Genomic DNA, 24431 nt, shown 5'->3' with positions numbered 1-24431 from the left:
TGCCGGAAGCCCGCACCGGCCCGCCCGCCCTATGCGGCGCCGGCTCCGGTCAGCGCACGCACCTCGGTCTCGGCGTGCCGGGCCGCATCCGGCGGCTCCGAGGACGTGACGGTGCCGATCCAGCCGGCGAGGAAGCCCAGCGGGATCGAGACCAGTCCCGGGTTCTCCAGTGGGAAGACATGGAAGTCCACGCCCGGGAACAGCGCCTGCGGACTTCCGGACACCACGGGTGACAGCACCACGAGCAACACAGAGGGAACGAGACCTCCGTACACCGACCACACCGCTCCTCGGGTGGTGAAGTTGCGCCAGAACAGCGAGTAGAGCAGGACCGGGAGGTTCGCGGACGCGGCGACCGCGAACGCCAGGCCCACCAGAATGGCCACGTTCAGATCCCGGGCCAGCAGGCCGAGCGCGATCGCGACCGCGCCGATCCCGACGGCGGCGATGCGTGCGACCGCGACCTCGCCGTACCGGCCGCCGTACCGCCGCCTCAGCGACGCGTACAGGTCGTGCGCGACCGAAGCCGAGGAGGCCAGCGTGATACCGGCGACGACCGCGAGGATCGTCGCGAAGGCCACGGCGGCGACCACCGCGAAGAGCACGGTGCCTCCGGTCGAGCCCGCTCCCCCGCCGAGGTCGAGAGCGAGCAGCGGCACGGCGGTGTTCCCGGCGGCGTTCGACGCGCGTACCTCGTGCGTGCCGACCACGGCCGCGGCGCCGAAGCCGAGCACGATCGTCATCAGATAGAAGCCGCCGATGAGACCGATGGCCCACACGACCGAGTGGCGGGCGGCCCGCGCGGTCGGCACGGTGTAGAAGCGCGACAGGATGTGCGGCAGTCCCGCCGTGCCCAGCACCAGCGCCAGGCCGAGGCTGATGAAGTCGAAGCGTGCGGTCCAGTCCCCTCCGTACCGGAGGCCGGGCGCGAGGAACTCCCTGCCGTAACCACTGCGGTCCGCAGCCGAGTCGAGCAGCTGGTTGATGTCACCGCCGAACCGCATCAGCACGAGCACGGTCATCGCGATCGCGCCCGCCATCAGCAGCACGGCCTTCACGATCTGGATCCAGGTGGTGGCTCGCATCCCTCCCATCGACACATAGATCACCATCAGGGCACCCACGCCGACGACGGTCCACGAGCGCGCGGCTTCGCTCGTCCCGCCGAGCAGGAGCGCGACGAGGGACCCGGCTCCCACCATCTGCGCCACCAGATACAGAACGGACACGGTGACCGAGGAAGTTCCCGACGCGATGCGGACGCGCCGCTCTTTCATCCGCGAGGCGACGACATCGGCGAGGGTGAACCGGCCGCAGTTGCGGACCAGTTCCGCGACGAGGAGGAGAACGACGAGCCAGGCGACCAGGAATCCGACCGAGTAGAGCATTCCGTCGTAGCCGAACAGGGCGATGAGACCGGAGATACCGAGGAAGGACGCGGCCGACATGTAGTCGCCCGCGATGGCGAAACCGTTCTCCATCGGGGTGAAGAGCCGTCCGCCGGCGTAGAACTCCTCGGCCGAACCACGCCTGTTGCGGCCTGCCCAGGTCGTGATGCCGAGGGTGAGCGCGATGAACGCGCTGAACAGCAGCAGTGCCAGTGCCTGGTGATCGCCGCTCAACGCCCGGCTCCCCGGGTCATCTCCTGGGTGTCCCAGCGCAGATCGAGCGCGGCGCGATCGCGCCGGTGCCGGGCATGACGGGCGTACGCCCAGGTCAGCAGGAACGTGGTGAGGAACTGTGCCAATCCCGCGACCATCGCCACGTTCACCGCGTCGGCGACCGGGCGGGCCATCAGCTCCGGCGCGGTGGTCGCGGCCACCACATAGGCGAGGTACCAGAGGAAGAAGGCGATGGATGCCGGCACGACGAACCGCCGGTAGCGGCGGCGCACTTCCTGGAAGGCGGGGCTGCGCTGCACCTCGAGGTAGATCTCGGCGGCGCTCGGGCCGGTCTCGCGCTCCTGCGCGGACGCGGGCGGGGGGACCTGCCCGCCGGTGCTGTCCATCCGGCCCCAGCCGGAGGCCGGCGCGTCGTACCACGGATCCTCGAGCCGCACCGCCGACGCGCTGTGCCCTTCCCTGTCGTCCACGCTCAACTCTCCTTGTCAGCAAACCGTTTCGGCCCGCGTGCACAAGTATGGACAGAGCGGGAAGATCCCGGACTCTTCTCTCCCTGCTCTTCACCCCATCAGGTGACGCCCGCCCCTGGTGGCTGCGCGAGTCCTTCCCGACAGGCGTAGCGCACCGCCTGGGCACGGTCATGGAGGCCGGCCTTCGTGAAGAGGTTGTTGATGTGGGTCTTCACCGTCGCCGTGGAGATGCGCAGCCGCCGCCCGATGTCCGCGTTGCCGAGGCCCTCGGCGATCAGGGTGAGCACCTCGCCCTCGCGGGCCGTCAGCCCGTCGGGCAGGCGTGGACCGGCCGGTCGGGGTTCGGCCGTGACCTGCTCCAGCAGCCGCTGCTGGACGACCGCGGAGAGTCCGGCGCGGCCCGCCATGACGTCCTGGACGGCACGGACGATCTCGTCGCCGTCCGCATCCTTGGTGAGATGGCCCCGCGCCCTGCTCGCAGGGCGGGGAAGAGCAAGTCGTCGTCCGCGTGGTGGTGAGCACGACGACTGTGTCGCGGGGTGCTCGCCGCGGATGCGGCGGGTCGCCTCCACCCCGTCGCAGCGCGGCATCCGCAGGTCCAACCGGGCGCCATCTCGCCCCGCGGCGCCGACAGAGCCTGCCGGGTCTCGGCGAGCCCTTCCCGGGCCATGCCCCGCGCCGCCACCACCCCGCTCGAGGATCGCGTCCCGGAAGGAGCCCACGGGTTCACGCTCGATCCGGAGCCTCGCCGCCTCCAGATGCACCAGTTGCGCGGACAGGCTGTGCGCGAGCACATCGTGGATCTCGCGGGCCGTGCGGGCCCGCTCGGCGAGCGTCGCCGACGTGGCCTCGGCCTCGCGCGCCGCCCGCTCCTGTGCGAGGGGGCGGAAGCCGGTGCCCTTGGCATGGGCGTCGAGGCGCAGGGAGTGTCCCCCGAGCAGCACGGTGCCGGTGATGATGCAGGCCCCAGGGGTCGTCGTCGATCCGGATGAATCCGGCGGCCACGAGGACGACGGTGCCCAGGGCCGCGGCGAGGGGCAGGCGCTCCATCGCCATGACCAGGTACAGATCCACAGCACCACGGCGGCGACATCTGCCCCGGCGAGATACGCCCCGCCCCGACGGCGGACAGGGCCCCGAGCAGGCCGAGGGACGGCAGCAGCCGGTGACCGAGCGTGGTCAGGTGGAACCGTATGACGGCCGCCGCGCAGGCGGCGAGGCACAGCGGCGGAAGCACGGCACGTGCGCCGTGGAAGGTCCCGGAGGCCTAGGCGCTGTACACCGCCCAGGTGGCCAGGGCGGCCAGCAGGGCGACGCCGAGCGCGATGCGCGCCCGGGGGATCCCGATCCGGGACAGCGCCTCGCGCGTCGGCCCATCCGTCCATGTGTGGGCGGACGCCCCGTCCTCCTCCGTCCGCGCCGATGCTACGGAAGCGGACCGGCACCGGATCGGACGGCGGGAGGAACCAGGGGTGGAGGTTGTCTCCACCCCTGGGTGGGCCCGTCAGGCGTCGATGCGCGAGCGGTCGAGCGTGGCCGCCGAGCCGGTGATGAATTCCTTGCGGGGCGCGACCTCGTTGCCCATCAGCAAGTCGAAGACCTGCTCGGATGCTTCGATGTCGCCGATGTTGATCCGGCGCAGTGTGCGGTGGCGCGGGTCCATCGTCGTCTCCGCCAGCTGGTCCGCGTCCATCTCGCCGAGGCCCTTGTAGCGCTGGATGGAGTCCTTGAAGCGGACGCCCTTGCGCTGGTACTCCAGCAGCGTCTGCCGCAGCTCGTTGTCCGAGTACGTGTAGACGTACTTGTCCTGGCCCTTCTTCGGCTGGATCAGCTCGATCCGGTGCAGCGGCGGCACGGCGGCGAACACCCGCCCGGCCTCCACCATCGGCCGCATGTAGCGCTGGAAGAGCGTGAGCAGCAGGCAGCGGATGTGCGCGCCGTCGACATCGGCGTCGACCAGCAGCACGATCTTTCCGTAGCGCGCGGCGTCGATGTCGAAGGTCCGGCCGGAGCCTGCTCCTATGACCTGGATGATCGCGCCGCACTCGGCGTTCTTCAGCATGTCCGAGACGGACGACTTCTGGACGTTGAGGATCTTGCCGCGGATCGGCAGCAGCGCCTGGAACTCACTGTTGCGCGCCAGCTTGGCCGTGCCGAGCGCGGAGTCCCCCTCGACGATGAAGAGCTCGCTGCGCTCCACGTCGTCGCTGCGGCAGTCCGCGAGCTTGGCCGGCAGGGACGAGGACTCCAGGGCCGTCTTGCGGCGCTGCGCCTCCTTGTGCTGCCGGGCCGCGATGCGCGTCCGGGCGGCGGCGACCGCCTTCTCCAGCACGGCACGTGCCTGGGCCTTGGCGTCCCGCTTGGTGGACGTCAGGAAGGCCTTGAGCTCCTTGGCCACCACGTTGGCGACGATCCGGTTGGCGGCGGAGGTGCCGAGGACCTCCTTGGTCTGGCCCTCGAACTGCGGCTCGGCCAGCCGGACGGTCACGACCGCGGTCAGGCCCTCGAGGGCGTCGTCCTTGACGATGTCGTCCTCGGCGACGCGCAGCAGCTTGGCGGAGCGCAGGACCTCGTTCATCGTCTTGGTCACCGAGCGCTCGAAGCCGGTGACGTGGGTGCCGCCCTTGGGCGTGGCGATGATGTTGACGAAGGACTTGACCGAGGTGTCGTAACCGGTGCCCCACCGCATGGCGATGTCGACGCCGAGCTCCCGGGTGACCTCGGTCGGGGTCATGTGACCGCGGTCGTCGAGGACCGGCACGGTCTCCTTGAAGGTGCCGTGGCCGCTCAGGCGCAGTACGTCGCAGACCGCCTTGTCCTGCGCCAGGTACTCACAGAACTCGCTGATCCCGCCATCGAAGCGGAACGTCTCCACGCTCTTGCCTTCGCCGTCGCCGCCGCCCGGGCCGCGCTCGTCACGGACGACGATGGTCAGCCCGGGCACGAGGAAGGCGGTCTGGCGGGCGCGCTGGTAGAGCGTCTCCAGCGACAGCCTGGCGTCCTTGAGGAAGATCTGGCGGTCCGCCCAGTAGCGCACGCGCGTGCCGGTGCGGGCCTTGGGTACGCGCTTGCCCTTCAGGAGCCCGTTGGCCGGATCGAAGGGGGCGTCGGGACCGGACTCCGTGAAGATGCCGGGCACACCGCGCCGGAAGCTGATCATGTGGGTCGCGCCGTTGCGGTCCACCTCGACGTCGAGGCGGGAAGAGAGCGCGTTCACCACTGAGGCGCCGACTCCGTGGAGACCGCCGGAGGCCGCGTATGACCCGCCGCCGAACTTGCCGCCGGCGTGCAGCTTGGTCATCACGACCTCGACGCCCGACAGGCCGGTCTTGGGCTCGACGTCGACCGGGATGCCACGGCCGTTGTCCCGGACCTCGACGGACCCGTCCTCGTGAAGGATGACCTCGATGTGGTCGCAGTGGCCACCGAGGGCCTCGTCCACGGAGTTGTCGATGATCTCCCAAAGGCAGTGCAGCAGGCCTCGGCTGTCGGTCGACCCGATGTACATGCCAGGTCGCTTACGGACAGCCTCGAGCCCCTCCAGGACGAGCAGGTGCCGCGCGGTGTAGTTGGAACCGTCACGGTCTGCGGTCAGCAGCGCTGTGGACGGCACGGACGTTTCGGCGGTCACGCGGTTCGCTCCTCGCTGAATTTCAGATGTGGCCAAGTGGGGTAAAGGCCCGGGCGTCGGTCGCCGCACAGAGCGTACCGAGGCCTGGTAGAGCCGATGTAACGCCACCCACGTGATTTCTCATGCTAGTCCAGCATCGCATGAGTGTTCGATCCCTCGATGGGGTGACGTGCACATCACGTTCCCTTCCAGGCATGAACCATTTAGGCTCCGGGCACGTCCTCAAGAACAACCGGCAACCCAGCCGGGAGGGCCAAACGAGACAAGCAACGCGAAATCCGTAGAGCGCAGCAATACGGCTCATTCGCCGCCAACCGGCAGCAGACAGCCACCTCGGGAAAAATATTTCGAGGGAAAGCCCCGAGCGGGAACGTTTTCGGGCTGGTTGGATGTTGCCCCTGGTACGACAGCTCGTCGAGCTAGAGAAGAGGCGACGTGACTACTGTTCTGACCCCCGCGAGCCCCCTGACGGCCGCTGACCGTTGCGACCGTTGCGGCGCCCAGGCCTACCTGCGCGTCGTCCTGATCAGCGGTGGTGAACTGCTCTTCTGCGCCCACCACGGACGCAAGTTCGAGCCGGAACTCAAGAAGATCGCCGCGGAGATACAGGATGAGACGGACCGACTGACGGCCGTTCCGGCCGGGGCCGGCGAAGAGGACCACTGAGACCTCGCATCCACGACGAGCCATGGGCCGGTCGAGGACCGGTAGCGGGCGGCCGCCCCTGGACACAGGGGGCGGCCGCCCGCTTTCACAGGGTGACCCTGACAACGGTCACCGGGCTGCTTTGACGCCGTCCCCGATCGAGGGGGCGACGGTCGAGACCCGGGTGTACACCCCAGGCGCCTCAGGGCGGCCACAGCCGCTGCCCCACGACACGATGCCGATGAGCCGCCCCTGCGCGATCAGCGGGCCCCCACTGTCCCCCTGACAGGCGTCGTGGCCGCCCTGCGGGTCCCCGGCGCAGAGCATGGTGGTCTTCTTGTACCGGCCGCCCAGTCCGCCCGGGTACGCCTTCTCACAGGTGTCGTCCGGCAGTACGGACACACGTGCCGCGCGCAGCGTGGGCGCGTAGCGGCCGCCACCGATCGTGTCGCCCCAGCCGTAGACCGTGGCACCGGTGCCGGTCTCGTACACCGCCTCCCCCGCCTTCGCGACCGGAAGCACGCTGGCCTGCGGCAGGGCCTCGGCCAAGGTGAGCAGCGCCAGGTCGGCGCTGTTGGTGTTGGGCTCGTACGCCGGAGACACCCGGCTGGACCGCACGGCGATCTCCCGCCCTCCGCCGGCGTCGAGCTTCGACCGGCCGGAGATGACGCGGAGATCCCGTACCGCGCTCACGTCCTTGCCCAGCACGGCATTGCTCAGGCAGTGGGCGGCCGTCATCACCTTCGTGGGCGCGACGACCACGCCGCCGCAGAACTGTCCGGCCCGCGTTGGGCCGAATCGGTCACGGCTGGACAGCGCCACGACCCAGGGACTGTCCTGGGCCCGCACCTCGTAGCCGCCGACGACCACGCTGTCGGCGGCGGCGGGACGGGGCATCACCAGTGGTGCCACGACCGCAGCGGCGATGAGGGCCAGCACTCCGGCCGGGCCTCGGACAGTGGGACGACGCATACGGCCTCCTGACTCTGCGTGAACTGTGTGCACTCAGAGTCGTGCAGAGTGCCGTCGACCGCACCCTCGCCAGGGCCCGGGCACGACGAAGGGCCCGGTTCCCCGCGGGGAACCGGGCCCTTCCAGCCGTATGCCGGCAGCAGGTGCGGTGACGACCTAGTCGAGGTAGTCGCGCAGCACCTGGGAGCGTGACGGGTGACGCAGCTTCGACATCGTCTTCGACTCGATCTGACGGATGCGCTCACGCGTCACGCCGTAGACCTTGCCGATCTCGTCCAGGGTCTTCGGCTGGCCGTCCGTGAGTCCGAAACGCATCGAGACCACGCCGGCCTCCCGCTCGGACAACGTGTCGAGCACCGAGTGCAGCTGCTCCTGCAGCAGCGTGAAGCTGACCGCGTCGGCCGGGACGACCGCCTCGGAGTCCTCGATGAGGTCACCGAACTCGCTGTCGCCGTCCTCGCCGAGCGGAGTGTGCAGCGAGATCGGCTCGCGACCGTACTTCTGGACCTCGATGACCTTCTCGGGGGTCATGTCGAGCTCCTTGGCCAGCTCCTCCGGGGTGGGCTCGCGGCCCAGGTCCTGGAGCATCTGGCGCTGGACGCGCGCGAGCTTGTTGATGACCTCGACCATGTGCACCGGGATACGGATGGTGCGGGCCTGGTCGGCCATGGCACGCGTGATCGCCTGGCGGATCCACCAGGTGGCGTACGTGGAGAACTTGTAGCCCTTGGTGTAGTCGAACTTCTCGACGGCGCGGATCAGACCCAGGTTGCCCTCCTGGATCAGGTCCAGGAAGAGCATGCCGCGGCCGGTGTAGCGCTTGGCCAGCGAGACGACCAGTCGGAGGTTGGCCTCCAGCAGGTGGTTCTTCGCGCGGCGGCCGTCCTCGGCGATGATCTCCAGCTCGCGCTTGAGCTTGGGGGCGAGCTTGTCGGAGTTCGCCAGCTTGTCCTCGGCGAACAGGCCCGCCTCGATGCGCTTGGCGAGCTCGACCTCCTGCTCGGCGTTGAGCAGGGGGACCTTGCCGATCTGCTTGAGGTAGTCCTTGACCGGGTCGGCGGTGGCACCGGCGACAGCGACCTGCTGAGCGGGCGCGTCGTCCTCGTCGTCGTCGGAGAGGACGAAGCCCTTGCTCTCGCCTTCGGTCTCCTCCTCGTCGCCCTTGCCGCCGGGCTGGACCTCCTCGAGCAGCTCCTCGCCCTCGACGGCCTCGTCGGCGTCCTTCTTGCCCGCGGTCTTCTTCGCCGCGGTCTTCTTGGCGACGGTCTTCTTCGCCGCGGTCTTCTTGGCCGCCGTCTTCTTCGCGGCGGTCTTCTTGGCGGGAGCGTCGGCTGCCGACTCGTCGGCCGTGACGTCGACGGTCTCGGCCGACGGCGCCGCGGTGGCGGCGACGGTCTTCGCCGGAGCCGTCTTGGCGGCGACGGTCTTGGTGGCGGTGCGCTTTGCCGGGCTCTTCGCTGCGACGCTCTTGCGGGCGCGCTTCGGCGACTCCGCTGCACTGACCATCAGCGTCACACCCTCTTCCTCGAGGATCTGGTTGAGGCTGCGCAGAACATTCTTCCACTGGGTTGGCGGAATCTGGTCAGCCTCGAAGGCCCGACGCACGTCATCGCCGGCGATCTGCCCATCAGCCTTTCCCCGCTCGATGAGCGCCATCACAGACTCGGACTCGGCGATCTCCGGCGGGAGCGTACGGGATGTGCTGGCCGACACGAACAACCTCTCGGAACGATGGAAAACGGCTTCCGGCCCCGCCCATGATCGGGCCGGAGCCGACGACCACCGGGCTGCGGATGTGCCGGTGGCGCGGGCGGAACCTCGGAGCTGTCACAGCGCCGTTCACGGCGGCTGTATTCCCTCCTCGGCTGTCACCTCTTAGGTCATCGCACTGTTTCGAGGAGTGTTACGCCCAATTCGCGTGGCCCGAGTCACACCCCATATGCCGTGAAACGGCCAGATGGGGACATTCGCCGCATAGCGTGTCGCCGGATCCCCGTGGAATCCGGCGACACCTTCTGCGTACGCCTCCGCACTCCCCGGCCGCCGAGGCGGTCAGTGCTCCCGCGGGGCAGGAACCACTCGCTCCACGTCCGGGTGAACCGTGAGCAGTTGCCGCATGGCCGATTCGGCGGCCTGCGAATCGCCCGAGGCGAGCGCTTCGACGATTCGGCTGTGGCAGGTGAGCGAGGCCTCGGTGGGATGGTCACAGCCCGTGACCGGCCCTCCGGACACCTGGAGGGCGGCGGAGACGATTCCGGAGAGGTGCTCCAGCATGCGGTTGCCCGCGAGCTGGATGAGCAGGGAGTGGAACTCGGCGTCGGCCCGCGAAAAGGTGAGGCCGTCACCCTGGGCAAGGGCGTGCCCCATGATCTCGACCATGTCACCGAGCCGCTGCTGGACGTCGTCGCGGCCGTGGCCGGCGGCGAGGCGGGCGGCGAGCGGCTCGATCATCCAGCGCAGCTCATTCAGCTCCCGGCGCTGGTCGTCACGCTGGGGGCCGAAGGCGCGCCACTCGATGATGTCGGGGTCGAGCAGATTCCAGTCGCTCACCGGCCGCACCCGCGTACCGACATTGGGGCGGGCGCTGACCAGGCCCTTGGCCTCGAGAACGCGCAGCGACTCGCGTACGACGGTGCGGGAGACCTCGAATCGCTGGCCGATCTCCTCGGGGACGAGCGGACGGTCGGCACCGAGGTCGCCGGAGACGATCATCTGTCCCAACTGCTGGACGAGTTGACCGTGCAGACCACGGCCACGGTTGCCTGCCGCGCGGCGGGCGACCCGGCCGAGCTCCGCGTTCCCGCCCTCCCAGGAGGGAGGGCTGACACGGTCGGCGCCCGGCGACTCCGCGTAGGGGTATCGGTCGAGTTCGCCCGGGCCTGCGAGGCCGGTCTCGGAGGGGCGGGCGGCGGTCATCATGGTGTGCGCAAGGGTACTCACGCATCCTTTGTCGGCTCGGCTTCGAAGCCCCTTGAGGTCTTTGGTGAAAAGCACACGAAAGGGTGATCGGCGTCCACCCCGCAATTGACGCCTTATCGTAAGGAATCGGGCAGTCTCAGGGGAGTTGCGAGCAGCCCGACCCCAACCGGTCGGCCTTGATCACCAGGGCGCTCTGCACCGAACCGCCATGAACAGATATGCGCAAATCAGTTCCGACAATGACAACACCGTTGCTGCTCCGACCTGTTGCGCAACCACCTGCAGGGCCACTGCCGACCAGCGCTCCGGCTGACGCGGCAGCCGCACCCGGGCCATGCCGTGGAAGCGGCCCGGGAGTCACGGCGACCGCTCGAACTGCCGGAACCAGCAGCGCGAGCTCGACGAGCGGCGCGATCAGCTCCGGCACCGCCAGAACCGCGGCAACCCCGGCTGCTGTGCCCCTGAAGACGCCGACGGCGAGCAGGCCTGCCCAGGCGCAGCCCAACACACAGGCCCACCCAAGTCGCGGCGAAATGAGGCCACTTCGCGGGCAACACGCCCAAGTCGGCGCCTAGACCAGGCACAGAGCCTGGACATCGGCTGCCACCACCACAGTCGCCAGCAGCAGGGCGGCGGCAGCCGTCACCGCGAGTTCGGCCAACAGCAGTCCCGCCTGCTGGGGCACGGTGCCCCGAATCGCGGCTGCGAGTGCGGGATGGCGGAACTCCTCGCCGAAGGACAACCCCGATCAGCCCGGCGCCGAGCGCCACGGGAGGCAGCGGCAGCACATCGGGCCAGGCGGCGAAAACGCTGGGCGGCAGAACGGCGCGACATTTCAGACATCTTGCGCAGTCGACGACTCCAGGGTGTCCCCAGGACCTCTGGCTGCCGCGCCCCGGTCCGAGTCGGGGGTCAGACCTCCGGACGGAGCATCGGCGGGTTGAGCAGGGTGGCCCCGCCGGCCCGGAACAGCTGCGCCGGACGACCTCCCTGCCGTGTGGTCGTGCCGCCCGCGGGCACCAGGAAGCCCGGCGTACCGGTCACCTTGCGGTGGAAGTTGCGCGGGTCGAGGGCCACGCCCCACACCGCCTCGTACACCCGCCGCAGCTCCCCGACCGTGAACTCGGGCGGGCAGAAGGCCGTGGCCAGCGACGAATACTCGATCTTGGAACGGGCGCGCTCGACTCCGTCCGCGAGGATCAGCGCGTGGTCGAAGGCGAGTGGACCCTGCTGCTCGTCCTCGCGCGCGAATCCGTTCTCCTGACCGAGGAGATCCTCCACCGGGGCCCAGCGGGCACTGTTCGCGTCGCCGCCGGCGCGGGGGGCCGGCAGGTCGGGGGCGAGGACGAGATGCGCAACGCTGACCACACGCATCCTCGGGTCGCGCTGGGGGTCCCCGTAGGTGGCGAGCTGCTCCAGGTGGGCCCCGTTGGCCGGTGCGGGTGACGACGGGTCATGGGCGCACAGCCCTGTCTCCTCCGCGAGCTCGCGCGCCGCAGCGGCAGCCAGGTCCTCCTCGGCCCGGACAAACCCTCCGGGCAGCGCCCACCGCCCCTGGAACGGCGGCTCCCCGCGACGCACGACCAGCGCACAGAGGGCATGGCGGCGCACAGTGAGCACGACCAGGTCGACGGTGACAGCAAAGGGCGGATAGGCCGACGGGTCGTAGGGAGACATGCCGCGATCATAGTCGTCTGCCTGACGATAAAGACACCCTTCCTCATCTCCTGCCCCCGTTTCCTCACCCGCTCGCACGGATCCCACCCTCTCCCGTCACACCCCCAATTGCAGACCCTCGCCGGCCTCCTCGACCATGCCGAGGCCGAGCCTGCTGACCCGAACGGCGAACGGCTCACCGCCCACGCTCAGCCCGGAGATCTGCACGGCTCCGAGCGGCACGCTGCGCATGGGGTGCAATGCGACGGTCCCTCCGGGCGCATCCGGCCGGATCCCGGCCGGAACGACGGCCAGGCGGACGGAGGCTGCCGCGGCCAGGGCGGCCGGCCGGCACGCGGCTGGGTGCGGAACCGGGCTGCTGCCCGCCCCGCGCTGCACTCCGGCGAACATCTCCGGAAGCCGATGGCCGAACCGGTCGGAGGCATCGAGCACGCCGCGGAGGAGAGAGGACGCCTCGTGCTCGAACCCGGCGGCGGCCAGCCCGACGATGGCGACCACCGTCTCGTGGACCCGCACCGCTCCGGAGCGGTGGCCGAAGGGGTTGTGGCCCTGCTCCTTCGCTCCGAGCGATCGCAGCCCCCAGCCCGAATGCAGTGCCGGGCTGTCGAAGAGACGGGCCAGCTGCTCGGCCTGCGCCTTGTCGAGCAGTCCGGCCGCGTGCTTCCCGCCGCCGAGCAGTCCGGTGTCGAGCAGGTGCGCCGCCCCCGCTCCCATCTGCGGCACGGGCCGGCCGCCGGGCAGTCTGCCCGCGGCGGGGCGACCACCGCCCGGGTCGTCGAGCCAGAACTGGTCCCGGAATCGCTGCCGCAGCCGTTCTGCCCATGCCCGCCAGAACCCCGCTCCGGGGCGGCCCGTGGCCTCGAGAACATCGGCGCCCAGCAGCGCGGCCCGGTGTGCGTGCGCCTGGGTCTCGGAGCGGTGGAAGCCGGGGGTCCCCGGCTCGGCGAGCAGGACCGTCTCGCCGGCAGCCTGCCGCAGCCATTTGAGACACCCTTCCACCGCCGGGAGCAACTCGGCCAGGTCCCGCTCGGGCAGACCCCAGCGCCAGGCTTCCGCGACGACCGTCGGAAACGCCAGGGTCGCCTCCGTGCCCGTGCACATGGCGGGCAGGTGCGGCCCGGCGTCACGGAGAGGACCGGGGATGTGTCCGAAGTCGGGGCCGGGACCGGTTCGTTGCGTGCGGGCGATGCTCCGCAGGGTGGCGGAGGCGAGCCGGGTGGTGAGCGGCAGGACCATCCGGGCTGCCCACAAGGCCTCCGCGGGAGCCATCCTGCAGCGCCACGGCACCCCGGCCGCGAGACAGGCGTCCGCCGGGTACGCCGGATCGCGGTCGAGCAGACCCCGCAGATCGCCGACGGCGGTGGCGACGAGCGCCGCCGGACGGTCGTCGTCGCACTCGAGACCCGGTTCCGGGACGAGGGCTCGGGCGGCCGGGCGGGAGAGGCCGGGCGCGGGCTCGGTGCCGTGGCGGGCGGCACGCGCGCGCACGCGCAGCTCGATGGTGCGTGAGGCCCCTGGAGGCAGCTCCAGGTCCCACCGCAGGACTCCGGCGGAGGCGAGTGCGTCGTGCGGGGCCGGGTCCGCGGTGACGGTCGCGCCGACGCCGCCCCCGTCGGGGCCGGCCGACCAGAGCAGGCCCGAGTCGTGGACGCTGGCGGGGAGTTCGGGGCCGGAGCGTCCTGCGGCGATGACTCCCAGCTCCGCGAGATCCGTGCCGAGGACGATCTCGACCGGCAAGCTGAGTGTGCGCGCCGCCGCACTGCGCAGCGTGATCCGCTCCGTCCCCTGGGCGTCGCGGGACCGTTCGACGACGACCTCCGGGTCAGGGCCGCTCTCGGACGGAATACGGACGACGGCCAGGAACTCGGCGACGTCGGCGGACAGCAACCGGCCCTGCAGGGCAAGTGGTTCGCGGCCATGGACGCGCAGCCGGCAGCGGGATAGCAGCCGTCGGCCCGACCGGTAGACGCCCTCGATTCCGTTGCCGCTGAGCTGGCCGTGCTGGGGCGACACCGCCAGGCACGGCAGGGCGACGCACATGATGGCCTCGTGCAGGGGTGGCAGATCGGGTCTGCGGACCGGAGCCGGCGATCGGGGCCCGGCTCCGGAGAACTGGCCTGCGGGCGGGGGCGGGCGGCGAGGTGCACTGGGGGCCATGGATGGTCTGCCACGCCTTCCTGACACGTCGGACAGCCGCTGCATGCGGGACGGCACGGGCCGTACCGGCCCGCCGCCACGATGAACGGCTGCCGGGGCTCCCAGGTCACGGGCGTCATCGCCGACTCCTGGTGCCGCGCTGCCCGCTGCGCCTGCCCACGCGCACCTGGGTCCCTCCGGCGATCGCGCCGTTACGGGAGCCGGCGGCGGGACCACGAGCGGCACGAGGCGCACGAGCGGCACGAGCGGCACGAGCGGCACGAGCGGCACGAGCGGCACGAGCGGCACGAGCGGCAGAACGAACCCGGGCGGAGCGCCGGCGGTGACGGGGGCGCTGCGCCTCGGCGGCCGTCGCCGCAGCCGGCTGATCCGCCGATGCCTGCCGGTCGGGGGTGTCCTGGTCACCGGCGGCCGTACGTCCGGCCGGGGAGACGGCGACCGCCGGCTGGTCACCTGGCGTGGGCCAGTCCTGTTCCTGGCGCAGACAGTGCCGCAGCGTCTCGGGGTCTAGGCCCTCGTTGCAGGCCTGGTGGAGCAGTCGTGCGAAGACGTACTCCGGGTCTGCGCGCAGGGCGAGACCGAGGGCGACCCGCGCCGCAGGCTCGTCGCCGAGGGACCAGGACACCCAGCCCGCGAGCGAGAGCGGCGCGGCGGCGTGACTGTCATAGCTTCCGACGCATCGCCGGGACAGAGCGCGCCACAGACGAAGCGCGGGAACGGCGTCGGGGCCCTCCATCCATTGAGCGGCTCGGTCCCGGGTCCGGCGGTCCTGGAGACCGAGGATCAGCTCGGCTGCCTCCTGGTGGGAGACGAGCCGGTCGTCCACCTGGTCGGCCTCGCCGGATGCGGCCGTCCGCGGGCTCTGCGGTGTTTGCGGGGTCTGTGCCAGCCGATCCAGCAGGCCCCGGGCCAGCTCCAGGGTGTCCGCGGCCAGCTGCCGTCGTCCCTCCTCGTCCAGAATCCGGGGCACGAGGGCCGTGCCGGCCTGGTCCAGGGCCCGCTGCTGATGCTCCCTCGCCTCCCCAGTGGTCCAGGGCATCAGCCGGGCCTCCATCTCGCTCAGGCTGCCCCGAACCTGAATGCCGGCATAGGCGGCGGCCGCGGCCATCACCGATGTGCCCGGAAGGGCGAGTGGCGTGCCGCCGGGCGGGCAGCAGCGCACGTCGGGGCAGCAGTAGCTCCAAAAGCGGCCGTCGGAGATGCACAGGGCCTCGTACACGGGGACCTCGAGTGCGCCGCAGGCGGTGCGCAGTCGCTGGGCCAGCGGGCGCAGCCGGTCCATCACATCCAGTCCGCCCTCGCCGTCCGCCGGCTCCTGGCAGAGGAAGACGACGATCCCGTCAGGGCGCGGCCCCCGGCGCTCGCTGCCGTGGATCAGGCACTCGGCGAGCTGCCGCGCCACCGGCTCCCATTCGCGCGGCGCGCGGGGGATGCCGAGCCTGAGCCGTCCGCCGAACCGCCCTCGGCTGCCGTGCAGGGCGACCAGCACGATCGAGTCGCTCGGGTGGAAACCCATCATGTACGGGAGTGCGTCGGCCAGTTCGGCAGGGCTGCGCAGGGTGATCTGCTGGTCGTCGGCGGATCGGGCGGCGAAGTCGTGGTGCTTGTTCATGGCAGGACCGTCTCGCGGAGCAGCAGTCTGCCGCGACCCCTGTGGATAACTTTGTCCACAGGCCCGGCCGCTGGTTCGCGCTTTGTCGGTGCCATCGGGTTGCATGGGGGCATGACCAACGCAGACCGTGCGGAGCTCAGGGCCGCCGCCGATGCCGTACTCGCCCGTCTCGTCAGTGATCCCTCGGGCTCCGCCCGCCTGCGGGAGGACCAGTGGCGGGCGATCGAGGCGCTTGTTGCCGACAAGCGCCGGGCACTGGTCGTCCAGCGCACCGGCTGGGGTAAATCCGCGGTCTACTTCGTCGCCACGTCCCTGCTGCGGGCGGCCGGCAGCGGGCCCACGGTGATCGTCTCACCGCTGCTGGCGCTGATGCGCAACCAGGTCGAGGCCGCTGCCCGGGCGGGTATCCGGGCCCGGACGATCAATTCCTCCAATACGGAGGAGTGGGAGACCGTCCAGGCGGAGATCGCGGCGGGACAGGTCGACGTGCTGTTGGTGAGCCCCGAGCGGCTGAACAATCCGGACTTCCGTGATGAGGTCCTGCCCCGGCTGGCGGCAGCCACCGGCCTGCTGGTCGTGGACGAGGCGCACTGCATCTCCGACTGGGGACACGACTTCCGGCCCGACTATCGCAGGCTGCGCACGATGCTCACGGACCTGCCCGCAGGCGTGCCGGTGCTCGCGACGACCGCCACGGCCAATGCCCGGGTGACGGCTGATGTCGCCGAGCAGCTGGGCACGGGCGTGGGAACGGACGCTCTGGTGCTGCGGGGCCCTCTTGACCGGGAAAGCCTCAGCCTGAGCGTGGTGCAGCTTCCTGATGCCGCGCACCGTCTCGGCTGGCTCGCCGATCATCTCGGTGAGCTGCCCGGGTCCGGGATCATCTACACCCTGACGGTGGCGGCGGCCGAGGAGGTGACCGCATATCTGCGCCAGTGCGGCCACACTGTGGCCTCCTACACCGGCCGCACGGAGAACGCCGACCGTCAGCAGGCCGAGGACGACCTCCTCGCCAACCGCGTGAAGGCACTTGTCGCGACGTCGGCGCTCGGCATGGGCTTCGACAAGCCCGACCTCGGGTTCGTCGTGCACCTCGGCTCTCCCTCCTCCCCCATCGCCTACTACCAGCAGGTCGGCCGGGCGGGCCGCGGGGTCGACCACGCGGAGGTGCTTTTGCTGCCGGGCAAGGAGGACGAAGCGATCTGGCAGTACTTCGCCTCGGTCGCCTTCCCGCCGGAGGAGCTCGTGCGGCGCACCCTGGATGTGCTCGCGCGGTCCGACCGGCCGCTGTCGCTGCCCGCGTTGGAACCGCTGGTCGAGCTCCGCCGCACTCGTCTGGAGACCATGCTCAAGGTGCTCGATGTGGACGGCGCGGTGCGCCGGGTCAAGGGCGGCTGGACGACGACCGGACAGCCGTGGTCCTACGACACGGAGAGGTACGCCTGGGTGGCTCGCCAGCGCGAGGCCGAGCAGCAGGCGATGCGGGACTATGTGCGTTCCACGGACTGCCGGATGGAGTTCCTGAGGACCACGCTGGACGACGAGGAGGCCTCGCGGTGCGGCCGCTGTGACAACTGCTCCGGCGCGCGGTTCAGTGACAAGGTCTCCGAGGCGGCGCTGGACGCGGCGCGCGGCGAGTTGGGCCGGCCGGGTGTCGACCTGGAGCCGCGGAAGATGTGGCCGACGGGTCTCGCCGCCGTCGGCGTGAGCCTGAAGGGCCGTATCCCGGAGGGCGAGCAGGCCTTCACAGGACGGGCGCTCGGGCGCCTGTCGGACATCGGCTGGGGCAATCGCCTGCGGCCCATGGTCTCGCCGCAGGCGCCGGACACTCCGGTGCCCGACGACATGGCGAGCGCCGTGGTGAGCGTGCTCGCCGACTGGGCCAGGGGACCGGGCGGCTGGGCGTCCGGCTCCGACGACGCTCCCCCGCGGCCGGCGGGGGTCGTCACCGTCGCATCCCGTTCGCGGCCCGTGCTGATCGGCTCGCTCGCCGGACGCATCGCCGAGGTCGGGCGGATGCCCCTGCTCGGCTCCGTCGAGTACGCACCGGAGGCTCTGGAGTCGCGTTTCTCCCGCACGAACAGCGCCCAGCGCGTCCGGGCGCTTCATGAGGCGTTCGTCGTTCCGCCGCAGCTCGCGGAGGCCATTGAAGGCGTAGACGGCCCGGTGCTGCTGATCGACGACTGCTCGGACAGCGGCTGGACTCTTGCGGTGGCCGCGCGGCTGCTGCGCCGGGCGGGGGCAAAGGGCGTGTTTCCGCTGGTCCTTGCCGTCCAGTCCTGACGCGGACGGTGGCGACGCGTGGATGTCTGGAAGAAGGGAAGGATATGAGTCTCATACCCGCCGATTCCCGTCGGTCACGCCGAATTGCTCGTTGCCGCATCCTCATGCGCCAGGAAGAATTGAACTGCTCCCCGCGCAGGCCTGTTCGGCTCTGAGGGTCCTGTCGTGGTGCGCCCTCACCCGACCCTGCCCGCACTGTGGGCGCGTATGCGAAGGGAGGACCGTGACCTTCGGATTCGCTTCGTCCGCAGCCACTTCGATCACTGCGACGGCCAACTCGGCCAGCCGCCTCGCTCGGCTGCTGGAGCCCGCCGAGTGGGCGGCAGCCGGAATTCCGCTGCTGCGCAATCCGCGCGAGGTGGTCAGTGGGCTGCACGCCCGACACCGTCCGGCACCGGCGACCGCCGTCGTCGCCGTGCTCGATCACGAGGAGCGCCTGGCCGCGAGCGCGTCGTTCTCCCGGCGCTCGACGCCTGTGGACGGCTGGGAGTTCCGCAATGCCCTACTGGCTCACCTGCGCCGCGTCATCCCCCACGACCTGCGCCGGCGCACCCCTGTGCGCACCGCCATTCTGCTCTACTGCCGTGAAGGCGACGAGCGTTGGACGGAGGAGGACGGGGCCTGGATGTGGGGGCTGCGCGACGCCTGCACGCTGCACGGGCTGCGCTGCGGTGCGTACATCACGCTCACTGGTGGCGGCTGGCAGGTGCTGGGTGAAGGCCGTGGCGGCCGCCGGCCCAACTCCACCTCGGCCCCTGGCTGTCTGGCCGATGCCGGTCTGGAGAGCGATCCCGTCCCGCTGCGCACGGCAGGCGGAGCGGTGGACGCGCTGCGGCGCACCGCAGCCCGCTGACGGTCATCCACCGGCTGCCCGTTATCAGGGCAGCCGGATCACGACCGGACCATGGGTCCGCGACTGCTGAGCAGTCTCAAACACCAGCGCCGATCGCGCTGTTGATCCGCTCGGGATCACCACACACGATCAGGAGCGCCGAGGCCTTGGCCACGGCAGCGGGCAATGCGTGTGCGGCAGAGTCGTCAACGCCGCCGTTGACGGCGACGACCACCACGGGACGGGCGGATGCCCGTTCGACCGAGGCCGCGGCCGCGTAGAAGACGTCGTCACGGGCGTCGTGCTGGGCCCAGTAGGCGGACTCGCCGAAGGACAGCTCGTGAGCCGCCCACGGATGCAGTTCGCCCGTGCTGAGGACCAGGATGTCGCCCGGTGCACGCCCGGAGTCGAGCAGCAGGTCGACCGCCTCGCCTGCGGCGTCGAGGGCACCGTCCGCCGGAGCGGGGATGAGCTGGATCTGCGGTCCGGAACGACTTTCCTTCCGGGGCGGCTGGGATTTCCCGGCGGCCGCCGACGGGCGCGGCGCGGGGGGCGCGGGCCTGGCCGGACCAGGTCCCGGGTGTCCGGGACGCGGCGAGGCCGCGGACCGCGGACCGGGTACGGGACGGGGGGTCGGCGCGGTGCGGCCTGCGGCCGGTGTCACGCGGGGACCCTGGGCGCTCTCGTGAATCTGAGGCTCCTCGGGGATGAGAGGCATGGGTGGATGTCTATCAAATGCAGGTGCCGATGGCATCGGCGGGTGGGTACAAAAGAGCGACCCGGGCGTTGGCGGGACGCGGTCAGAAGTCGAAGCCGAGCTGGCCCCCGTCTTCCAGTGCGGCCGCCTCCGGGGAGAGGCGGACCTTCTTGAGGTGCCGCCACTTGGGCAACGCGTCCAGATAGGCCCAGGAGAGCCGGTGGTACGGCGTGGGCCCCAGCTCCGCCAGCGCCGCCTTGTGCACGGGTGAGGGGTAACCGGCGTTGTCGGCGAAGCCGAAGACGGCGAACTCCCCCTGCAGCTCAGCCATCATGGCGTCCCTGCGCACCTTGGCGATCACCGACGCGGCGGCCACGGCGACACAGGACTGATCGCCCTTGATCACCGTACGCACTCGCCAGGGCACTCCCAGGTAGTCGTACTTGCCGTCGAGGATGACGGCGTCGGGGCGCACCGGCAGAGCGGCGAGGGCCCGGACTGCGGCGAGCCGCAGTGCGGCGGTCATCCCCAGGTCGTCGATCTCCTCGGGAGACGCATGACCGAGAGCATGTGCCGTAACCCAGGACTCCAACCGGACCGCCAGCTCCGTGCGGCGCTTCGGGGTGATCAGCTTGGAGTCGGTGAGCCCGTCGGGCGGCCTGCGCAGTCCGGTGATCGCCGCGCAGACGGTCACCGGTCCTGCCCATGCCCCGCGGCCGACCTCGTCGACGCCTGCGACGATCTTGGCGCCGGTGGTTGCCCGGATCGAGCGCTCGACTGCGTGAGTAGGTGGTTCGTACGGCATGGCGCCAGCAAGGTTACGCCGCCTGAGGGGCGCTGCGACACCCGGATTCCCGTCAGGCTCTTCGCGCCGCCCGTCAGCCGCTGCCCGGCCGTAGCAGCGGCACCATGACCTGGTCGATCATTTCGGCGATGTCCTGGTCCGGCCATTCGCTCCCGCACACCTTGGAGCGATACATCAGCAAGCCCGGGACGACGTCGAAAACCAGGTCACATGTGGCGTCGGCCCGGACGTCGCCCCTGGCGACACCACGGCGCACAACCTCCCGGAAGAGACGGTTGGACGGTTCGACGACCCGGTTGACGATGACATTGCGGAAGCGCTCGGCGGAGGCGGTGTCGCATTCGTAAAGCACCGAGCGCAGCGCCACGCCCGAGCGGGAGAACATGGCGTCCCGCACCTGCCGGCAGAGCTGGTAGAGATCCTCGCGGATGTCGCCGTGGTCGGCGGCCTCGTCCAATGTCGGCAGCCCGGCTTCGAGGGCGTCGGCGACCAGGTCCTCCTTCGACGGCCAGCGGCGGTAGACGGCGGCCTTGCCTGTCTGGGCTCCGGCGGCGATGCCTTCCATCGTGAGGCCACCCCAGCCGACCGTGCTCAGCTGCTCCAGCGCGGCTTCCAGGATCGCTCGTTCCAGCACGGGCCCTCGGCGGCGCAGCGGACCCGGCGGGGCCTGCGCACCAGGGCACCAGCGCGAAGTGGCCATCTTCATCTCTCCGTTGGGGACTGGAGGTCTAGTGAACGCTTGCGTTCACTGACGGGGATTCTCTACGGTTGACGGAAAAGTGAACGGCTCCGTTCACTAACTCGTTGGTGGGGGATATGAAGTGACAACCTTTCAATTGACGGCTCCTGACAAACCCGGGGCGGCCCGACGGCAGGGCCGCCCCGGAATCGCCCTCGCAGTGATCGCGGCTCTCCAGCTCATGGTGGTCCTCGACACCACGATTGTGAACATCGCGCTGCCCCATATCCAAGGAGCTCTCGAGTTCACCACGACGCAGCTCTCATGGGTGGTGAACGCCTACACGCTCACCTTCGGCGGCCTCCTGCTGCTGGGCGGCAGGGCGGGCGACATCCTCGGGCGACGCCGGGTCTTCGTCTCCGGCGTGCTTCTCTTCACCGTCGCCTCCCTGCTGTGCGGCGTCGCCCAGGAACCGTGGCAGATGCTCGCGGCGCGTGCCCTGCAGGGTGTGGGCGGGGCCATCGCCTCCCCCACCGCACTCGCCCTCATCACCACGACCTTCCGCGAAGGCCCTGAGCGGAACCGGGCGTTCGGCATCTTCGCGGCGGTGTCCGCCAGCGGGGCGGCCATCGGTCTGCTGGCGGGCGGCATGCTCACGGAGTGGCTCGACTGGCGATGGGTGTTCTACGTGAACCTCCCCATCGGCATCCTGATCGCGGTCCTCGCTCCCGTGTTCATCAACGAGTCGGAGCGTCAATCCGGCCGGTTCGACGTCTCCGGCGCGCTCACGTCCACCGTGGGCATGGCCTCCCTGGTCTACGGGTTCATCCGGGCGTCCGAGGAGGGCTGGCGCGACGAACTGACCCTGGGGGCCTTTGCCGTGGCCGCGGTTCTGCTCACCGCGTTCGTCCTCGTCGAGCGCAGGGCGCGCGAGCCGATCACGCCCCTGCACATGTTCGCGGACCGCAACCGATCCGGCACCTACCTGATCATGATGAGCCTCTCGGCCGCGATGTTCGGCATGTTCTTCTTCATCGTGCTCTTCGTCCAGAACGTGCTGGGCTACAGCCCCATAACCTCCGGGCTGGCCTTCCTTCCGGTCACCGTCATGATCGTGGCCGCCGCGGGAATCTCCTCGAAGCTGCTGCCCGTACTCGGCCCCAAGCCCTTCCTGGTCTCGGGCGCCGTGCTCAGCGGCGGCGGCATGGCGTGGCTGACGGCGATCGCCCCGGACAGCTCCTACGTCGGAGGGGTCCTCGGGCCGATGCTGCTGTTCGGTTTCGGCATGGGACTCGTCTTCGTCACCGCGACGCTGACGGCCGTGTCGGGGGTGGCACAGCACGAGTCGGGCGCAGCCTCCGGTCTGCTCAATGCGACGCAGATGGTCGGCGGCTCCCTCGGGCTGTCGATTCTCATGACCGTCTTCGGAACCGCCGGCAGGGAAGAGGCGGAGCGGCAGCTTCCCTCGTTCCTCGCCGAGTCCACTCCTGACCAAAAGGAGGCGTTCGCCAAGACGCACGAGCTGCCGCCGCCATGGGGGCATCAGGTACTCGCCGAGGGGATCGCCACCGCCTTCTGGGCCGGTGTGGGACTGGTCGGGCTCGCGGTACTGGCCGCCGTCTTCGTCATCCGGGTCCGAAAGAGCGACGTCGAGGCGCTGAGCGGCGCGGCCGGTCCGGGCGCACACGCGGGCTAGGAGCCGATCACACCATCGGGTCCTGGTCATGGGGTACGGGCCGTGCGGGGGACGGCCCGTACCCACGTGTGCCACCGGATCCGATCAGCCCGGGCCCTCGGGCAGCCACTCCGGAAGGTCCTCGGTCCGCTCCAGCCAGGCGGCCGGCGGCCGGCCTGCCTTCCCCGCCGCGACCACGCCGCAGGCGATCGCACAGGTGGTGTCGACGTCTCCGCCGACTTGCGCGGTCGTCCAGAAGGTCTCCTCGAAGTCCCCGAGGGACCGGGCAGCGGACCATAGGGCGAACGGCACGGTGTCATGGGCGCTGGTGCGCCGGCCGCTGCCGAGGACGGCCGCCACTGTGCCGGCGTCGCCGAAGTCGAGCATGTCCCGTGCCCGCCTCAGGCCCGCACCGACAGCGCTGCGGGGAACCAGGGCGATCACACCGTCCAGCAGCTCGGCCGGCCCCGGTGTGCCGGCCGGATTCGCGGCCAGTGCGGCCGCTGCGGCCACGGCCATGGCGCCGACGACCGCCTCGCGGTGCTGGTGGGTCGTGTAGGAGGAGATCTCTGCCTGGTGGGTCGCCTGCTCGGGGTCGTCCGCGTACCAGGCGCCGAGCGGAGCGATCCTCATCGCCGAACCATTGCCCCATGATCCCTGGCCCTGGAAGAGAGCGGCGGCCAGCTCCCGCCAGTCCCCTCCCTCCCTGATCAGCCGGAGCATCCGGTTGACGGCCGGACCGTAACCGCGGTCGAAGTCGTGGTGCTCGGCGAACGAGCGGGCCAGCGCGTCCTGCTCGATGCGATCGTGCTCAACGAGCACCGCGAGGACGGAGCAGGCCATTTCGGTGTCGTCGGTCCACTGCCAGTCGGACGGCGGCAGCTCGCGCCGCTTCAGCAGGGGATAGTTCGAAGGTACGAAGAACTGGGAGCCCAGGGCGTCTCCCACGGACAGTCCGCGCAGGCTGTCCAGGGCGCGTACGAAGCGCCGGTCGCGAGAGGAATCAGCGGTCATCTTGTTGCCACTCTATCCGGTGACGCCGTACGGCTCTGGGGTTCTCCAGCGCTCGAACGGCCGGTCCAGCGCATAGCGCCCGTCCTCGCGCAGCTGAAGTATCCGGGTCTCTCCGTTGCCCGGGTTGGCCAGCGACTCGAATTCGGCGACCGACCAGTGGAACCAGCGCATGCAGAACAGGCGCATGGTCAGTCCGTGAGTGACCAGCAGGACGTTGGGCGGATGGTCGGGTGCTTCGAAGCTGCGGTGCAGGCTCTCCAGGAACGCCCCGACGCGGTCGTACACATCCGCGCCGGACTCGCCCTGCGCAAAGCGGTAGAAGAAGTGGCCGTAGGCATCGCGGTACGCCTTCTGCAGCCGGACGTCATCCCTGTCCTGCCAGTTCCCCCAGTCCTGCTCCCTGAGCCTCGGCTCCTCCCGGACGCGGACCAGCTCCGGATCGAGCCCGAACGCACGGAAGGTCTCGTGGGTACGGCGGTACGGCGAGACGTACACGCTGACACGCTCCCGACCGAACATCTCGCGCAGTCGTACGCCGGTCTCCTCTGCCTGGGCCACTCCCAGCGCCGTGAGGCGGAGCGCGTGATCGGGCTCGCGCTCATAGACCGAGTCGTCGGCGTTGCCCACCGATTCTCCGTGCCGTACAAGGACGATGCGTCGCGGTCGTGCCATGGGACGACCCTAGGCCCGGCCGTTGCCGGTCGAGGAGTCGGCCCGAATGCATCCGGCGTATCTGACGGG

The 24431-nt window shown here is 70.4% G+C and carries 18 protein-coding genes and 2 pseudogenes; 4 read left to right on the top strand and 16 right to left on the bottom strand.

Annotation, left to right across the window (positions count from 1 at the left end; translation table 11 throughout):
• Positions 1 to 29: 29 nt before the first annotated feature.
• The 5 genes and pseudogenes from J7E88_RS00430 to J7E88_RS00410 form a co-directional block, all read right to left on the bottom strand.
• Positions 30 to 1622 (bottom strand): cation acetate symporter, encoded by a 1593-nt coding sequence (locus J7E88_RS00430; protein WP_215176030.1) that lies wholly within the window; start codon positions 1620 to 1622, stop codon positions 30 to 32.
• Positions 1619 to 2059: a DUF485 domain-containing protein gene (locus J7E88_RS00425; protein WP_215176196.1), complete on the bottom strand. Its 441-nt coding sequence runs from the start codon at positions 2057 to 2059 to the stop codon at positions 1619 to 1621. The genes J7E88_RS00430 and J7E88_RS00425 overlap by 4 nt, the downstream gene beginning before the upstream one ends.
• Before the next feature lie 131 nt (positions 2060 to 2190).
• Positions 2191 to 2697: pseudogene (locus J7E88_RS37240) on the bottom strand (LuxR C-terminal-related transcriptional regulator); the annotation flags it as partial.
• Between the two features lie 165 nt (positions 2698 to 2862).
• Positions 2863 to 3477 (bottom strand): annotated as a pseudogene (locus tag J7E88_RS37235) (hypothetical protein); the annotation flags it as partial.
• Positions 3478 to 3596: 119 nt separating this feature from the next.
• Positions 3597 to 5723: a type IIA DNA topoisomerase subunit B gene (locus J7E88_RS00410; protein WP_215176028.1), complete on the bottom strand. Its 2127-nt coding sequence runs from the start codon at positions 5721 to 5723 to the stop codon at positions 3597 to 3599.
• A gap of 435 nt (positions 5724 to 6158) precedes the next feature.
• Here J7E88_RS00410 and J7E88_RS00405 point away from each other — a divergent pair, with 435 nt between their 5' ends.
• Positions 6159 to 6389, top strand: coding sequence for a hypothetical protein (locus J7E88_RS00405; RefSeq protein ID WP_100109587.1), 231 nt, complete (start codon positions 6159 to 6161; stop codon positions 6387 to 6389).
• A gap of 108 nt (positions 6390 to 6497) precedes the next feature.
• On the opposite strand, the gene J7E88_RS00400 is transcribed toward J7E88_RS00405, so the two are convergent.
• The 6 genes from J7E88_RS00400 to J7E88_RS00375 form a co-directional block, all read right to left on the bottom strand.
• The gene (locus J7E88_RS00400) at positions 6498 to 7340 is read right to left on the bottom strand and encodes a serine protease (RefSeq protein WP_215176027.1); all 843 of its coding nucleotides are present in this window, start codon (positions 7338 to 7340) and stop codon (positions 6498 to 6500) included.
• A gap of 156 nt (positions 7341 to 7496) precedes the next feature.
• Positions 7497 to 9053, bottom strand: a complete 1557-nt coding sequence (locus tag J7E88_RS00395) for an RNA polymerase sigma factor (protein ID WP_215176026.1) — start codon at positions 9051 to 9053, stop codon at positions 7497 to 7499.
• A 339-nt stretch (positions 9054 to 9392) separates the two neighbouring features.
• Entirely contained in the window at positions 9393 to 10280 is an 888-nt protein-coding gene (locus J7E88_RS00390; protein WP_215176025.1) for a FadR/GntR family transcriptional regulator, read from the bottom strand.
• A gap of 891 nt (positions 10281 to 11171) precedes the next feature.
• Complete coding sequence (locus tag J7E88_RS00385) at positions 11172 to 11936, bottom strand: NUDIX domain-containing protein (RefSeq protein ID WP_215176024.1); 765 nt, start codon at positions 11934 to 11936, stop codon at positions 11172 to 11174.
• A gap of 96 nt (positions 11937 to 12032) precedes the next feature.
• Entirely contained in the window at positions 12033 to 13976 is a 1944-nt protein-coding gene (locus tag J7E88_RS00380; RefSeq protein WP_215176023.1) for a glycogen debranching N-terminal domain-containing protein, read from the bottom strand.
• Between the two features lie 232 nt (positions 13977 to 14208).
• Complete coding sequence (locus tag J7E88_RS00375; protein WP_215176022.1) at positions 14209 to 15705, bottom strand: DUF4192 domain-containing protein; 1497 nt, start codon at positions 15703 to 15705, stop codon at positions 14209 to 14211.
• A gap of 111 nt (positions 15706 to 15816) precedes the next feature.
• Between J7E88_RS00375 and J7E88_RS00370 the strand changes: the two genes are divergently transcribed.
• Together J7E88_RS00370 and J7E88_RS00365 are read left to right on the top strand one after the other, a co-directional pair.
• Positions 15817 to 17988 carry a RecQ family ATP-dependent DNA helicase gene (locus J7E88_RS00370; protein WP_215176020.1) on the top strand — a complete coding sequence of 724 codons (2172 nt, stop codon included), beginning with the start codon at positions 15817 to 15819 and terminating at the stop codon, positions 17986 to 17988.
• 223 nt (positions 17989 to 18211) lie between these two features.
• On the top strand, positions 18212 to 18841 hold the full coding sequence (locus J7E88_RS00365) for a hypothetical protein (protein ID WP_215176019.1): 630 nt from the start codon (positions 18212 to 18214) through the stop codon (positions 18839 to 18841).
• Between the two features lie 76 nt (positions 18842 to 18917).
• Here J7E88_RS00365 and J7E88_RS00360 read toward each other — a convergent pair whose 3' ends face one another.
• The 3 genes from J7E88_RS00360 to J7E88_RS00350 form a co-directional block, all read right to left on the bottom strand.
• Positions 18918 to 19538 carry a hypothetical protein gene (locus tag J7E88_RS00360; protein WP_215176018.1) on the bottom strand — a complete coding sequence of 207 codons (621 nt, stop codon included), beginning with the start codon at positions 19536 to 19538 and terminating at the stop codon, positions 18918 to 18920.
• Between the two features lie 82 nt (positions 19539 to 19620).
• Positions 19621 to 20322 (bottom strand): ribonuclease HII, encoded by a 702-nt coding sequence (locus J7E88_RS00355; protein ID WP_215176016.1) that lies wholly within the window; start codon positions 20320 to 20322, stop codon positions 19621 to 19623.
• Between the two features lie 73 nt (positions 20323 to 20395).
• A complete protein-coding gene (locus J7E88_RS00350) occupies positions 20396 to 21022 on the bottom strand; it encodes a TetR/AcrR family transcriptional regulator (RefSeq protein WP_215176014.1) in 627 nt (208 codons plus the stop codon).
• Positions 21023 to 21143: 121 nt separating this feature from the next.
• On the opposite strand from J7E88_RS00350, the gene J7E88_RS00345 reads away from it, so the two are divergent.
• The gene (locus J7E88_RS00345; protein ID WP_215176013.1) at positions 21144 to 22697 is read left to right on the top strand and encodes an MFS transporter; all 1554 of its coding nucleotides are present in this window, start codon (positions 21144 to 21146) and stop codon (positions 22695 to 22697) included.
• A gap of 84 nt (positions 22698 to 22781) precedes the next feature.
• Here the strand turns inward: J7E88_RS00345 and J7E88_RS00340 are convergent, their stop codons facing one another.
• Together J7E88_RS00340 and J7E88_RS00335 are read right to left on the bottom strand one after the other, a co-directional pair.
• Positions 22782 to 23690, bottom strand: a complete 909-nt coding sequence (locus J7E88_RS00340; protein ID WP_215176011.1) for an ADP-ribosylglycohydrolase family protein — start codon at positions 23688 to 23690, stop codon at positions 22782 to 22784.
• Positions 23691 to 23702: 12 nt separating this feature from the next.
• Positions 23703 to 24362, bottom strand: coding sequence for a histidine phosphatase family protein (locus J7E88_RS00335; protein WP_215176010.1), 660 nt, complete (start codon positions 24360 to 24362; stop codon positions 23703 to 23705).
• Positions 24363 to 24431 lie beyond the last annotated feature (69 nt).

Origin of the sequence: Streptomyces sp. ISL-10, from assembly GCF_018614575.1 — a bacterium.
Taxonomy (GTDB): Bacteria; Actinomycetota; Actinomycetes; order Streptomycetales; family Streptomycetaceae; genus Streptomyces.
The sequence above is the reverse complement of the archived record's forward strand: the minus strand, read 5'-3'. Positions and strand labels throughout refer to the sequence as shown.